This window comes from Rhodococcus sp. JS3073 (assembly GCF_026810085.1).
Classification (GTDB): domain Bacteria; phylum Actinomycetota; class Actinomycetes; order Mycobacteriales; family Mycobacteriaceae; genus Rhodococcus_F; species Rhodococcus_F wratislaviensis.
Genome location: NZ_CP113952.1, coordinates 730365 through 743529, shown reverse-complemented (window position 1 = coordinate 743529; position 13165 = coordinate 730365). Strand labels below are relative to the sequence as shown.

Here is a 13165-nt window from a genome sequence, read left to right as displayed (position 1 = left end):
CACGCGTTCAAGGTCCGCCCACCCGGTCCAGTACAGGGCTGACCGGGGACGCCTAGGACATCTAGGTTGGCGCACCGACTGACTCCGTGTCACTCATGGTTTGTGCGCACTCGGGCACGATGATTTCAGTTATCGCAGCAATTCGCGGAAAACCCGAAGTCAACGCGTCTTTGTTCGAGCAGGCTCGTATTCCACATAAGGCAAAATGTGCACGCGGACTTACCGACCCCGGTGCCGATCACGGACTCGGTGTACGCAATCGCATCGTCGCGGAACCAACCCCACTCGATCAGCGGGTACTCGCCCGTGCGCAGGTCGGTGTTGTATCCGGCGTCCTTCTCCGCCCGGCGGCGTTCACCTGCCTCGAAACCCATTACGTGCCGGTACGGCTGACCGCGGGTGACCTTGGCGATTACCGGATCGAGGGCGTCACCCTTCGAGTGGACCGAGCTTCTCTGCACCAAGCAAGAGGACACGCCGCGCCGTGTATCTACGACTCATGGCCGCCCTAGAGCTTGGACGAGGTCAGCTATCCGCAACGACCGAGTTATACCGGCGCACTTCCGATGTTGTGGAAGTTTGCGGGGTATCGATTGCGGTCCTGGCGTGCCGACAACACGGCGCGACAGTGCGGCAGTTCCCGACGACAGTGCGGTCGACTTCTGAAACTGACAGAACCTGCGGCTGGTGTGTCAGTTTCAGATGACGCCTGCACGACGACCAGGCAGTTCGCGCATCAGTGCAGCCCACTTTTGACACTTTCTGGGCAGAAGTGGGCTACACAAGTCGACGGTGCTCTGACTTTGACCGTCGTGGTCGGGGTTTGCGGACTCGGATGCGGATTCATGGGATCAGCGCTCGCGCTTGCCTTTCGTAGAGCCGGGCTCGACGTCATCGCGTGGAATCGCACCCCCGAAAAGGGGTTCGACAGCAGCGGGGCACGGGCGCTCGGAATCTCCTCCCAAGTACTGACCTCCACGGCGTCAGTTTCGAACGGCTAGTGTCTGCGGAAACGCCCCCTCGGGGGCCGTGCACAATAGTGAGGCACTTCGGTACTTGCCGGCCGCATTGATCACATATCTCCCATAGCGGGCCGCGACGGTCAGCCCATTCGAGAGATTGTGCTAGTCCCCTGGCACCGCGCAATCCGTCCACTACAGGCGTTCGACTCGAGCCGTAGCCCGCCCCGCCCAGAGCCGCGGACAGCGATATCCTGGGAAGCACGTCGTCGAGAGGCTAACCGTGCGGATTTTATCGAACGTATCGCGGACGTGATGAATCGATCTGGACGATGTCCGATATCGATCCGTTCGAGACCCACCGCGATGTGACCCCGTCGGTCGCATCGGCGCTGAGTGCTGACGGATTCGACGACGCCCGGGAGATCGGTCGTGGTGGCTTCGGCGTTGTGTACCAGTGCACACAAACCTCTCTCGACCGCACCGTTGCAGTGAAGGTGCTCACAAACGATCTTGCGGAGGAGAACCGGGAGCGCTTCTTTCGCGAACAACGCGCCATGGGCCGTCTGACCGGCCACCCGAACATTGTCAATGTCCTCCAGGTCGGCGTCGCCGAGAGCGGCGAACCGTTCATCGTGATGCCGTACCACCCGCAGGGCTCCCTGGACGAACGGATCAGGCGGCACGGTCCATTGCCTGTGGCCGAAGCGCTGCGGCTCGGAGTGAAGCTGGCTGGCGCGCTGGAAGCGGCCCACGGCCAGGGCATCGTCCACCGCGACGTCAAACCAGCGAACATCCTCCTCACCGACTACGGCGAGCCGGCGCTCTCGGATTTCGGAATCGCGCATATCACCGGCGGGTTCGAAACTGCTACGGGCATCGTCACCGGTTCGCCCGCGTTCACTGCACCCGAGGTCCTCGGCGGCGCGGCCCCAAGCCCCGCTTCCGACATCTACGGACTCGGAGCCACCCTGTTTTGCGCTGTCACCGGCCACGCCGCATTTGAACGCCGCAGCGGTGAACACTTGGTAGCCCAATTCATCCGCATCACAACCGAATCGGCCCCGGACCTGCGAGATCAAGGCCTCGCAGATGATGTTGCTACCGTCATCGAGCAGGCAATGTCCGGTCACCCCGAGGATCGGCAACCCTCTGCCGCCGCATTGGCCGAGCGCCTACGCGAAATTCAACGCAGCCGCGGACTACCTGTAGACGATACGGCTCTGCATGCCCGAGCCATGCTGGAACCCGAACCGCTATCACATGAACAGTTCCCAGCGAGTCCTTCCCGCCATGAGCGGGGGAACCTCCCCCTGGAATTGTCCAGTTTCGTCGGTCGCAGGCACGAAATCACCGAAGCAAAGAATCTGCTGGCATCGTCACGTCTGCTGACACTGGTCGGGATCGGCGGGGTGGGGAAAACACGTCTCGCACTACGCCTTGCCACGAGTATCCGCCGCGAGTTCGCAGACGGAGCATGGCTCGTCGAGCTCGACGAAGTCCGCACTCCGTCCCGTTTGATCGACGTGGTGGCCGCCACTCTCGGTGTGCGGGACCAAACTGACCGGTCGCTCCGGGAGATTCTGCTGGACTTTTTGTCTTCGCGAGAACTGTTTTTGATTCTCGATAATTGCGAGCAAGCGGTCGACGCCGTCGCCGACCTCGCCACAGCGCTGCTGCAACATAACCCGAATCTGCGCATCCTCGCGACAAGCCGTGAGCCTCTGACCGTAGCTGGAGAGGCAATACTGCGGGTTCCCCCGCTTACCGTCCCCGACCCCGAGCGCGAGCCGTCACTTCAGGGTCTTCCCCGTTACGACGCCGTGTCGCTATTCACCGAACGCGCGACCTCGGCGGTATCGACATTCACGTTGACCGATGCCAACAAATCCGCGGTGACTCGGATCTGCCACCGGCTGGACGGGTTGCCGTTGCCGATTGAGCTGGCGGCGGCGCGGTTGCGGGCGATGTCGCCCGAACAGATCCTGCAGAGACTTTCCAATCGCTATGCACTGTTGACCCGCGGGAGCCGAGGCGCGCCGTCGCGCCAGCAGACGCTCCGGTTGTGTGTCGATTGGAGTTACGACCTGTGCTCCCCGCGCGAACAACTGACGTGGGCTCGTCTGTCGGTGTTCATCGGCGGCTTCGATCTCGATGCTGCCGAATACGTGTGTGGGGACAATGTGCAGACCGAGGACCTGCTGGACTCAGTGGCATCCCTCGTCGACAAGTCAGTCCTGATCCGCGAAGAGCACGGCACCGCGGTCCGCTTCAGATTGCTCGAGACCTTGCGTGCCTACGGGCGAGAGAAGGCACAGGAAAACGGCGACTATCATGCTCTGCGTCGGCGGCACCGAGATTGGTTCCGCCAGCTGGCCCGCCGCGCCGAGGACGAGTTCATCAGCCCCCGGCAGCTCGAGTGGATCGCACGATTCGACAGTGAGCAGCCGAATCTGCGGGACGCAATGGACTTCTGCCTCGCCGACGACGACGCCGACGCCGGTTTGCAGATTGCCACACCCCTGGCGCAATTCTGGGGGTCACGCGGCCTGCTCAGCGAGGCGAGACGCTGGCTCGACGAATTCCTCTCACGCCGGGGCGAACTTCCGACCACCGCCACCGTCAGAGCGCTGGGCGTCGACTGCCTCATGGCCGAACAGCAGCGGGACCATGAGCGAGGTGCCGAGCTTGTCGAGCAGGCGCGCGCCCTCGCCGATCAGATTGACGACCCGATAGCGCACGCGATCGTGGACCACGCGGACGGCATCGTCGGGTTGTTCAGCGGCGATCTATCGCGCGCGGTGTCAGGTCTGGAGCGGGCACTGTCGGTGTTCCGCCAAGCGGAGAGCGATCTCGCGCTACAGATCGAGTCTCTGACCCTGCTGGGACTGGCGTATCAGCTGCTCGACACCGAACCCGACCGGGCGATCGAATGCTACGAGGAAGTCCTCGCGATTGCGGAAGTTCACGGTGAATCCGTTTACCGGTCGTACGCGTTGTGGGCGATGGCCGTCGCTCAATGGCGATTGGGTGCTCAGGGCCGAGCAATCGACCTGCTCGAACAGGGATTGCGACTTGCTCGACTCGTCGACGACCCGGTCGGGTGTGCAAATTGCTTCGAAGCGTTCGCCTGGGTGGCTGGAGGCAGTAACCCGACACGTGCCGGCACGTTGATGGGAGCCGCGGAGACGCTCGGTGGCGTTGCCGGGAGCCCTTCTGTGCTTGTACCGAACCTGCTCGTGTATCACGAAGCGTGTGAGAGGGCCGCCCGTCTGGCGCTGACAGACCACGTCTTCGAAGAGGTGCGGAAGCACGGCAGGGCTTTGGATCTCGATTCCGCGGTCAACTACGCGCTCGGCGAGCGCCCTCACAAGCCGGTGTCCCCAGGTTCGGACACCCTGACGAAACGCGAACAGCAGGTTGCGGAACTGGTCGCCGAGGGATTGACCAACAAGGCGATCGCTGCCCGTCTCGTGATCTCCCAACGCACCGCGCAAGGACATGTCGAACACATACTCACCAAACTCGGATTCACCTCGCGGGCACAGGTCGCTGCCTGGGTTGTAGAAGAGCGACAATCCTCGTAGCCCCCTTGTGCTAGAACAAGTATGGAGTCCCAACGGGCATTAAATTAACAGCTTCGGCAAGCGCGTCGGCCGTGACGCGTCGTGCACGTAAACTGCTCCCGCTCCCGCTCCCGCTCCCGCACTTCGCGGGGCGATGTCCTGGGCAAGGCGCATCGATGGGCCCCGACCCGAAGAGGTCCATCCGGGCGAGCGGGAACTAGGCAGTGAATTCTGCTGCGTAGGCGGACCACTCGTCGAGCTTCTTCAACGTCTCAGTCTCACATGCAGTCGGTAAGAGGAGAACAACTCGGTCGACTCCCAGCTGCGCATAGCTGTCGAACGCTCGGGGTTCAGGGGGTCCGGTATGCACCACAGTCACACCGATATCCGAACGTCCGCCCAGCTCGGCCAGCCTGCCGAGTTCGGAGACGTTGGTTGCCAGCGTAGGCCCGCTGATGGGCATCCAGGAGTCAGCGTAGTCGACTACTCGGTTCAAGATTCCTGGCCCATTTCCTCCCAGGAGAATCTTCGGACCGCCTGGTTGGGCGGGTTTCGGCCAGCTCCATGATGCATCGAAATCCACATAGTCGCCGTGATATTCCGCTTCCTCATGAGTCCACATCGCTTTCATCGCCTGGACTCGTTCACGCAGCACTGCCCACCGGTGTCGGGGGTCGGTGCCGTGGTGCCTCATTTCCTCCCGGTTCCAGCCTGCTCCCACACCGAGCAGTGTGCGTCCGCCGGAAATGAAATCCAAGGAGGCGACGACCTTCGCGGTCGTTATGGGATCACGCTCGGCGATGAGGCTTATCCCGGTGGCGAGCCGGAGTGTCGTGGTGACCATCGCTGCTGCGGTGAGGGCGACGAACGGGTCGTAGGTGTGAGCATATTTCGAGGGCATTTCGCCGCCGCCCGGGTACGGGGTCAGTCGACTGACGGGGATGTGGGTGTGCTCGGGCAAGAACAACGACTCGTAGCCTCGCTCCTCCATTGCCGTAGCCAGCTGAGCGGGACCAATCGAGTATTCCGTGAGAAACACACTGCCTGCGATGTGCATGGTGGAGGACCTTCCTTGACGCAACCAGGGGCCGCGAGACAAACAGAGACCAGTGGACGACCGGATGCGGCAGCGGCTCGGCCGGTTCGCCGAGGCGGCGTACGACGTGTCGCGTGAGCCCGCGTCGGCTACAGCGACTTCGCGATGATTCCCTTCATCACCTCGTTGGCGCCCGCGTAGATCTTCTGGACGCGGGCGTCCTCGTACATCCGGGCGATCAGGTACTCGCGCATGTACCCGTACCCGCCGTGCAACTGCACGCACCGGTCGATCACCGCGCACTGCTGCTCGGTGAGCCAGTACTTGACCATCGCCGCCTCGGACGGGTCCAGTTCCCCACGCAGGTGCGCCTCGATGCAATGGTCCAGGAACACCGCACACGTGCGGGCGATGGTCTGACACTCGGCGAGCTCGAACGCCGTGTTCTGGAACTCGAACAGACTGTGCCCGAACGCCTGCCGCGACTTCGTGTACGCGACGGTGTCCTCCACCGCACGAGTCATCGCCCCGGACGCCTGCGCCCCGATGATCAACCGCTCCTGCACCAACTGCGCCATCAACTGCCCGAAACCCTGCCCCTCCTCGCCGAGCAGATTCGCCACCGGCACCCGCACGTCGGTGAACGACAACTCCGACGTGTCGGCGCCGTGCTGACCGACCTTGTCCAGCACCCGCCCGACGGCGAAACCCGGGCAGTCCCGCAGATCCACGATCAGCAGCGCCACCCCCTTTGCGCCGGCCTTCGGGTCGGTCTTGACCGCCAGCACGATCAGGTCGGCGGACGCGCCGTTGGTGATGAACGTCTTCGACCCGTTGACGATGTAGTCGTCGCCGTCGCGGATGGCGGTGGTCTTGATCGCCTTGAGGTCCGAGCCGGCGCCGGGCTCGGTCATGCCGATGGCACCGAGGATCTCCCCGGTCGCCATCCCCGGCAGCCAGGTCTTCTTCTGTTCCTCGGTGCCGTACTCGTTGAGGTAGTGCGCGACGATGCCGGAATGCACGGAGATGCCGAGCGCGAGGTCACCGGCGTAGCCCTGGGCCTCGAAGACGGCGAGGTCGTGGGCGAACGTGCCCCCGCCGCCGCCGTACTCCTCCGGGATCGAGCAGCACAGCAACCCGAGCTTGCCTGCCTCGAGCCACACCGCACGGTCGATGCGGTGCTGGGCGTCCCACTTCTCGTTGTGCGCGACCACCTCGCGTTCGAAGAACCCGACCGCGAGCTCGGACAGGGCCTTCACCTCGACGTCGTGCCACGACGGAATGTGTTTGTTCATGGTGTTTCTTTCTCGGAGGTGTCGTTGTGCGGGCTCCGCGGTCGGGAGCCACGCGGGGCGTGGTCGAGGCCGCTGTGTTCAACGGTTGAGGCGCGGTGAAGTGGCTGGAAGGATGTGTCCTTCCAGCCACCACGTTTTTCAGATTCGAACTCGTCAGACCTCCTCGACCTGGGCGACCGGTTGCGGAGAGACTTCCACCGCGGTGCTCGGCGCTTGTCTGCGCTTGGTGATCGCAAAAATGGCGAGGAGGACGGCGAGGACGATCAGCACGATCCAGGACATGGCGTTCGCCGGCGCTGGTGGTGGGTTGATCACCCCGTTGATGTACATCCATGCTGTCGCCACTGCGCCGAAGACGGACGCGCCGATCAGCAACGGCCGGTACTCATGCGCCCGCACGGTGAGGACGATGGCGCCGACGGTGATCAGGACGTATGGGAGCACCCACAGGTACACGACTAGAGGAGCGACGGTGTAGTACGCCGACACCACATCTCCCGCGGTAAAGACCAGGGCGGCGACGAGGACGAACCCGGCGACGGACATCACCGCGATGCTGACGAAGGGGCTGTGGTGGCGAGGATGGATCCTCCCCAGCGGAGCGGGCAGGAGACCGTCATCGGCGAGGGTCATGGCGAAACGCGCACCATAGTTGATGAAGCCGATCAGTGCGGCGAAGGTAGCGACCGCGAGGACCAGATCGCTGGCGGTGGCGACCCCGGAGCCGAGACCGGCATGCAGTGCCAGCGCCGCGGGAGCCGACATTCCGGCCTCCAGTTCGGCGGACGCCGCCTGCAGCCCCGGGACCTGGAGAATCGTGACCAGGGGAAAGAGGCCGCCGAGGAGAACCGGGACGGACATGACCGCGAGAGGCACGTTACGGCGGGGGTTGCGGGTCTCCGCGGCGAGTGCGGTACAGGATTCGAAGCCGACCAGGAAGGCAGCTCCGACGGCCATGCCCTGGAGCGTTCCGCTGAGGCTGAACTCGCTGAGGCTGAACTGATCGGCGAGATCGAGTCCGGTCTTGGCGGCGCTGGCGATGGTGATGACCAGGACGAGGGGGAACGACAACACGGCCAGGGTCACCGCGATCCAGACCGAGGTGTCGAGACCGCGGTAGGCGATCGCGGCGGCGAGGGCGAGAGCGACGAGGAAGATTGCCAGTTGCGGCCCGAAGGACAGGGCGTTGTCGACCCCGTGTGAGAGCAGGAAGCTACCGGCGAAGATCCCGACGACGGCGGCAAGTGCTCCGATCGCGGCGATGAACCCGGCGAGTAGGGCGGCCGCGGTCAGGTATCGGGCCCAGGGGCCGAATACCTCTCCGATGTAGGAGTACAGCGATCCGGTGGCGACGTATCGCCGGGCGAAGGCGGTGACTGCTCGCCCGACGCAGATGACGGCGATCGTGGACAGTAGTGATGCCTGCCATGCATTGGTGCCGGCGGTGCTGAACACGAGCAGGGGCACCAAGGCGATGCCGACTGCGGGGAAGAAGGACGCCAGCGACAGTGAGACCAGGGAGGTCCTGCCCAACCGTCCCGTCTCGAGATGCGCCTGCTCGGTGAGGTCGGCGCCGGTTGTGGGCGTGGATGGGTTGGTCATTTCACGCCGCCTTCGTCGCCGTGCCGAGGCACGCCGTCCTCAGACAGTTCCGTCCATTTCTGTGGACGGTGGATTCTCGCTCGGTCATGTGAGCTCCTTCGGTGAGGGTGACTGACCGGGTGTGATGACGCGCACTCCGATCGATGAGCGAGAACGCTACTGCTGTGATACCGCTAACACAAGAGGTTTTATGTTAAAAGTATGAGCGGTAGGTTTCCCACGCGCCCTCGCCCGCGCAGGGCACCGCCGTGCCACCTGCCCGCGAGACGGCGTGCCGGTCACCACTGCCGTCAGTTCGGGCGTGCCGGAACGAAGCTCACGGGAAGCTCGATCGGGCCGGTGTTCCCGGTCGGCGGCCGATTACTGGGCGGCGCGGAGAATCGCGGCTGCGTGAGGCGCTGCGAAAGGGCTTGCAGCGCTTCGCGGATGTCGAGGCGGGCGACGAAGTGCCCGAGGCAGTGATGCCGCCCTCCCCCGAAACCGAAGTGGGGGGCGCGCTTGGCCGTGATGTCGAAGCTTGCGTCTCCGACTGCGAGGGGGTCGGTGCCGGAGGAGTAGGACATGAGGTGGAGCACCGTTCCCTCCGGGATGTCGACATCCTGGAAGGAGAAGTCCTCGATGGCCAGTCGGGTGGTCCAGTGGATCGTCGGGTTGAAGCGAATGACTTCCTCGACGGCCTGGGCGGCGAGTTCCGGCTGGTCGGCGAGCAGCGCCCATTGATCGGGATGCTCGACGAAGGCCTGCATCATCAGTCCGAGTTGACTGCGGGTGGTGTCCATGCCGCCGAAGATCAGGCTGGTGATCAGCTCCCGAAGTTCCTGATCGCTCAGCCGGTCCCCGTTCTCGTCCGTTGCGATAACCAGTTGCGAGACGAAGTCGTCGGTGGGCTGGCGGCGGCGCTGGGCGACGAGTTCGTCGGCGCGGGCATAGAGCGCGAGGATTGCGGCTTCGATCGTGGCGCGCTGCTCGGCGATCTCGGGGCCGAAGGCCAGCCCCATGTCGGACGAGAGCTGCGTGAGCTCGCGCCAGTCCCCTTCGGGTAGGGCGAGCAGCCGGCACAGGGCGCGAGAAGAGTACGGTTCGGCGAAGTCCGTCATGAATTCGCATGCGCCGGAGTCGGCGAACTGGTCGATGACATCGTGGGCGAGTTCGCGGAAACTCTCGGTCATCGTCGCGATGACCGAGTGGGAGAACGCGGGGTTGACCAGCTTGCGGATGCGGGCATGCTCCTCACCCTCCATGCCGACCAGGGAGTTCTTCCACCAGTCCGAGAGCACACCGTCGGTGATGCCGTTCTGTGCGGGCCACGACCAGCTTCCCTGCCGGAGGCGGCGATCCTTCAGCAGAGCGCCCACCTCACCGTGACGTAGGACAGCGATACCGTAAGTGGTTCGGGCATACCAGTTTTGCTCCCTGGCCGCACGGATCTCCTCGCCCATCGCAGAGAAACCCGGGTCGGTGATCTTCAGCAGATTGCCGTCGGTGGCAGATTCGATACTCATGTTTTAACTCTAACATTAGATGTTAGAGTTGCAAGTGTTCGACTTTGCCTTCTCTAGACCTATATGATGTGAAGATAATGGATACAAATGACTCGGCGTCCGATTCCCGGACCCCCTCACCGGCGTCCCTGCTCGTTCGCAGTGTCATCCTGTCCCCGATCGGCGGTGAGGGGCTGGTCGCGCAGACCGTTCGCCGGCTCGGCGATGCCATCGGCCTGGGCATCTTCGATGTCGGAGCGCGACTTCCCTCCGAGTCGGAACTGGCCGACCAGCTAGGGATTTCCGCGATGACGTTGCGCGAAGCGCTGGCGGTGATGCGCGAAGCCGGCTACGTCGAGACCCGACGCGGTCGCCAGGGCGGCACCTATGTCAAACAGCTGGCACTGACGGTTCCCGAGCGCGAGGCGCAGAAGCGGATCGCGACGATCACCGACGAGTACATCACCGACCTCACCGATTACCGCGTCGCCATCGGCGGGGAGAGCGCGGCCCTCGCCGCCGAACGCGCGACGGCCGAGGACCTCGCCGGGATGCGGGAACTAATCGAACGAATGGACGCTGCAGAGGCATTCGAGGAATTTCGCAAGTGTGACGCCACCTTTCACGTCACCATCGCGTCCTGCACGCGGTCGCAGCGACTGGCGCGGGCAGAGACGGAGGTGCAGGCCGAATTGACCCCACTGATGGGGGCGTTCCGAGTGGGCCCGCAGGCCCGGCATACCTCCAACGACCAGCACCGCAAGATCTTCGCGGCGATCGAAGCCGGAGACGGCGAGCGGGCGCGCCGCCTGATGGCCGAGCACATGACTAGCAGCGCGGAAGCGATTTTGGGATTTACCCGCGCCGCAGCAAGCGCCGGTAGTTAACCCGATCTCAGTCGGTTGCGCGCGAGAGTGTGCCTGCGCGCAACCCTGTTTCAGGGTCTCTCGCCCCTTTGCCGATTGCCGGATCCTCCGAAGCCCAGGCGCGCGTGGACAACGAAACACGCACGCCCGGGCCCGGGGGCGACTGAGTGCGCCACCCTTCTGGTGACCGGCGCACCACATCCTCCACGCCTGTTCGGGATGCCCCAGGGCATCCCGGGTGCCGCTCCCTCGGCCTGCCTGGATACCGGAAGAAGGTCCGGAAGGGTGTCACGGCCATCAGAGTCGGTGCGTGTGCTCCGGCTGGCTCAGCGACCACAGGTCGACCTCGCAGTTCGGGAGGGTGTTCACGCCCCAGCTGCGCTGGGGCAGGCCCTCGTCCCTGTCGGCCCACAGCAGCAGGGTGCGGTGCCGGAGCGTGGCGTCCGCGGTCAAGCCGAGGGCACCGTGCAGTTGGTGGGCCTGGGCGGCGACGTCGGAGGCGACATCGCAGGCGAGCGCCCGGGCGGCGGTGGCAGCGAAGCGGATCCGATCAGCTGATGCAGTGTGCAGGCGGCGAGCAAACTCGGCGATCGCCTCGTCGAGTTGCAGCTGCGCGATCGTCAGCCTTCCCAGTTCTTGGGCCACCGCGGGAAGCTTGATCAGGGGTCGGCCGAACTGCACCCGGCTGGTGACGTAGGCGCGGGCCTCCTCGATCGCGCCGTGTGCTGCGCCCGCGATTTCCTGGAGGAGCAGAAACTGGGCCAGCACACCGTCGGGTCGATCCCCGAGGCCTTCCGGGTGGTCGGCTCGGCGCAGCGGGCGGGCCGCAACGTCGCGGGCCACCGGTCCCTGAGCCGCCCGGCCCTGGGTGGTGCCGTCGGCACCGACGAAAACGGTCGCGATCGGGTCCCAGACCCCGAACGAGTGCGCGCTGACAACGATCGGCCCGGTGGCTATGGATTGGGAGGCGACGGCGCGCGCAACCAGGGTCTGACGGACGGGAAGGACGGCGCCGGCGCCGGCGAGGGTGCGGGTGACCGCGGCGGCGGCGTCGATGAATTCGACCGACTCGGCCAGCCCCTCGAAGCTGGTGCAGTCGACGTCGTCGAGGATCGTGGTCCATCCCAATTCCTCGGCGACCTTCCACTGATCGTGGAAGTGTTCGGCCTCCGAGACGAGGCCGCCCGCGACCGGGAGTTCCCAGGTGGCCACAACATCGGCGACGGTCGCCGCCAGCTGCGCGGCTTCGTCGGTGAGAATCGTCGTACTCATCGCATTTCCTTCGTGACGATGGACAGCATGACCGGGGCGGCGCCGCCGCGCAGCCCCGACTTCGGGGAGGCGATCACGGCCGCGTCGAACAGAGCTGATACCCGCTCATCAGTTCGGGCCAGCAAAGGCCGGACGAAGTCAAGCGTGGCCAACTCGAGCCGGTTTCCGAGGTACTTACTGGTGGCGGCCTCCGCGACCGGGCTGCGCCCGGCATCCAAGGCGGCCGCGATGTTCCGCGCGAGTGAGCGCAGCACTGTCAGCTGCGCAGTCAACACGCGCAGTGCGGCGCGGTCGGTGTCGTCGAGTACCTCGGCGTCGAGGACCGCGCTCAGCAGCGGATACATCGACAGGAACCGTTCGGGGCCACCGCGCTCGAACGCGAGTTGCGAGATGACTTGTTGCCAGCCGTGTCCCTCGGTGCCGATCAGCCACCGGTCGGGCACGTGCACCTCGTCGAAGACGACTTCGTTGAAGTGATGTCCGCCGTCCATGCCGATGATCGGTTGCACGTGCACCCCGGGCGCGGCGGTGTCGACCACGAACTCACTCAGGCCGGCGTGCCGGTCCTCACTCTTGGAGGTGCGGGCCAGGACGTAGAGGTAGTCGGCGAAGTGGGCGCCGCTCGTCCAGACTTTGCGGCCGTTGATGACCCAGCCCTCGTCGGTGCGGGTGGCCGTGGTGCGGACCGCGGCCAGGTCGGAGCCGGCGTCCGGTTCGCTCATCCCGAGCGCGAAGCTGATCTCGGCCCTGGCCAGGCGGGGACAAAATTCGTCCTGGAGCGCCCGGTTGCCGTGACGGATCAGGGTCGGGCCGATCTGCCGTTCGCCGGCCCAGTGGTAGGAAACCGGGGCGCCGGCCCGGAGCAATTCCTCGGTGACCGCGAGTCGGGTGAGGCTCGATTCCGCGGCCCCGCCGAGGTCCTTCGGCCAGGTCAGCGCGAGTAGTCCGCGCCGCCCGAGTTCCCGGCTGAACTCGGGATCGGCCTCGCCGCCCCAGGCGTCACATCGGGGTTCGTAGTCCCACTCGGCGCACAGTTCGCGCACCGCCGCACGCAGCGATTGTTCTCGTGTAGTCATCATGTCCTGGCT

Annotated in this window: 10 protein-coding genes; 3 read left to right on the top strand and 7 right to left on the bottom strand. The window is 64.9% G+C overall.

Annotated elements, in window-relative coordinates; all coding sequences use genetic code 11:
- Positions 1 to 125: 125 nt before the first annotated feature.
- Positions 126 to 374 carry a hypothetical protein gene (locus OYT95_RS41260; protein ID WP_268792386.1) on the bottom strand — a complete coding sequence of 83 codons (249 nt, stop codon included), beginning with the start codon at positions 372 to 374 and terminating at the stop codon, positions 126 to 128.
- A gap of 192 nt (positions 375 to 566) precedes the next feature.
- On the opposite strand from OYT95_RS41260, the gene OYT95_RS41255 reads away from it, so the two are divergent.
- Positions 567 to 1001, top strand: coding sequence for an NAD(P)-binding domain-containing protein (locus tag OYT95_RS41255; RefSeq protein WP_268793287.1), 435 nt, complete (start codon positions 567 to 569; stop codon positions 999 to 1001).
- 290 nt (positions 1002 to 1291) lie between these two features.
- Positions 1292 to 4546: a protein kinase domain-containing protein gene (locus tag OYT95_RS41250; protein WP_268792385.1), complete on the top strand. Its 3255-nt coding sequence runs from the start codon at positions 1292 to 1294 to the stop codon at positions 4544 to 4546.
- Between the two features lie 196 nt (positions 4547 to 4742).
- On the opposite strand, the gene OYT95_RS41245 is transcribed toward OYT95_RS41250, so the two are convergent.
- From OYT95_RS41245 to OYT95_RS41230, 4 genes are all read right to left on the bottom strand, one after another.
- Positions 4743 to 5582, bottom strand: a complete 840-nt coding sequence (locus OYT95_RS41245) for an LLM class F420-dependent oxidoreductase (protein ID WP_268792384.1) — start codon at positions 5580 to 5582, stop codon at positions 4743 to 4745.
- Positions 5583 to 5710: 128 nt separating this feature from the next.
- On the bottom strand, positions 5711 to 6856 hold the full coding sequence (locus OYT95_RS41240) for an acyl-CoA dehydrogenase family protein (RefSeq protein WP_268792383.1): 1146 nt from the start codon (positions 6854 to 6856) through the stop codon (positions 5711 to 5713).
- Positions 6857 to 7009: 153 nt separating this feature from the next.
- On the bottom strand, positions 7010 to 8458 hold the full coding sequence (locus OYT95_RS41235) for an APC family permease (RefSeq protein WP_268792382.1): 1449 nt from the start codon (positions 8456 to 8458) through the stop codon (positions 7010 to 7012).
- A 290-nt stretch (positions 8459 to 8748) separates the two neighbouring features.
- Positions 8749 to 9960, bottom strand: a complete 1212-nt coding sequence (locus OYT95_RS41230; RefSeq protein WP_268792381.1) for a cytochrome P450 — start codon at positions 9958 to 9960, stop codon at positions 8749 to 8751.
- A gap of 77 nt (positions 9961 to 10037) precedes the next feature.
- On the opposite strand from OYT95_RS41230, the gene OYT95_RS41225 reads away from it, so the two are divergent.
- The gene (locus OYT95_RS41225; protein ID WP_268792380.1) at positions 10038 to 10826 is read left to right on the top strand and encodes a FadR/GntR family transcriptional regulator; all 789 of its coding nucleotides are present in this window, start codon (positions 10038 to 10040) and stop codon (positions 10824 to 10826) included.
- A gap of 276 nt (positions 10827 to 11102) precedes the next feature.
- On the opposite strand, the gene OYT95_RS41220 is transcribed toward OYT95_RS41225, so the two are convergent.
- Together OYT95_RS41220 and OYT95_RS41215 are read right to left on the bottom strand one after the other, a co-directional pair.
- A complete protein-coding gene (locus OYT95_RS41220) occupies positions 11103 to 12077 on the bottom strand; it encodes an acyl-CoA dehydrogenase family protein (RefSeq protein ID WP_268792379.1) in 975 nt (324 codons plus the stop codon).
- Positions 12074 to 13156, bottom strand: coding sequence for an acyl-CoA dehydrogenase family protein (locus OYT95_RS41215; RefSeq protein WP_268792378.1), 1083 nt, complete (start codon positions 13154 to 13156; stop codon positions 12074 to 12076). Before OYT95_RS41215 ends, OYT95_RS41220 begins: the two co-directional genes overlap by 4 nt.
- Positions 13157 to 13165: the final 9 nt, after the last annotated feature.

Coding starts and splice junctions, on each gene's coding strand:
- OYT95_RS41220 (WP_268792379.1), bottom strand. CDS start 12,077: ATGAGTACGACGATTCTCACCGACGAAGCCGCGCAGCTGGCGGCGACC.
- OYT95_RS41215 (WP_268792378.1), bottom strand. CDS start 13,156: ATGATGACTACACGAGAACAATCGCTGCGTGCGGCGGTGCGCGAACTG.
- OYT95_RS41240 (WP_268792383.1), bottom strand. CDS start 6,856: ATGAACAAACACATTCCGTCGTGGCACGACGTCGAGGTGAAGGCCCTG.
- OYT95_RS41255 (WP_268793287.1), top strand. CDS start 567: ATGTTGTGGAAGTTTGCGGGGTATCGATTGCGGTCCTGGCGTGCCGAC.
- OYT95_RS41260 (WP_268792386.1), bottom strand. CDS start 374: ATGGGTTTCGAGGCAGGTGAACGCCGCCGGGCGGAGAAGGACGCCGGA.
- OYT95_RS41235 (WP_268792382.1), bottom strand. CDS start 8,458: ATGACCAACCCATCCACGCCCACAACCGGCGCCGACCTCACCGAGCAG.
- OYT95_RS41250 (WP_268792385.1), top strand. CDS start 1,292: ATGTCCGATATCGATCCGTTCGAGACCCACCGCGATGTGACCCCGTCG.
- OYT95_RS41245 (WP_268792384.1), bottom strand. CDS start 5,582: ATGCACATCGCAGGCAGTGTGTTTCTCACGGAATACTCGATTGGTCCC.
- OYT95_RS41225 (WP_268792380.1), top strand. CDS start 10,038: ATGGATACAAATGACTCGGCGTCCGATTCCCGGACCCCCTCACCGGCG.
- OYT95_RS41230 (WP_268792381.1), bottom strand. CDS start 9,960: ATGAGTATCGAATCTGCCACCGACGGCAATCTGCTGAAGATCACCGAC.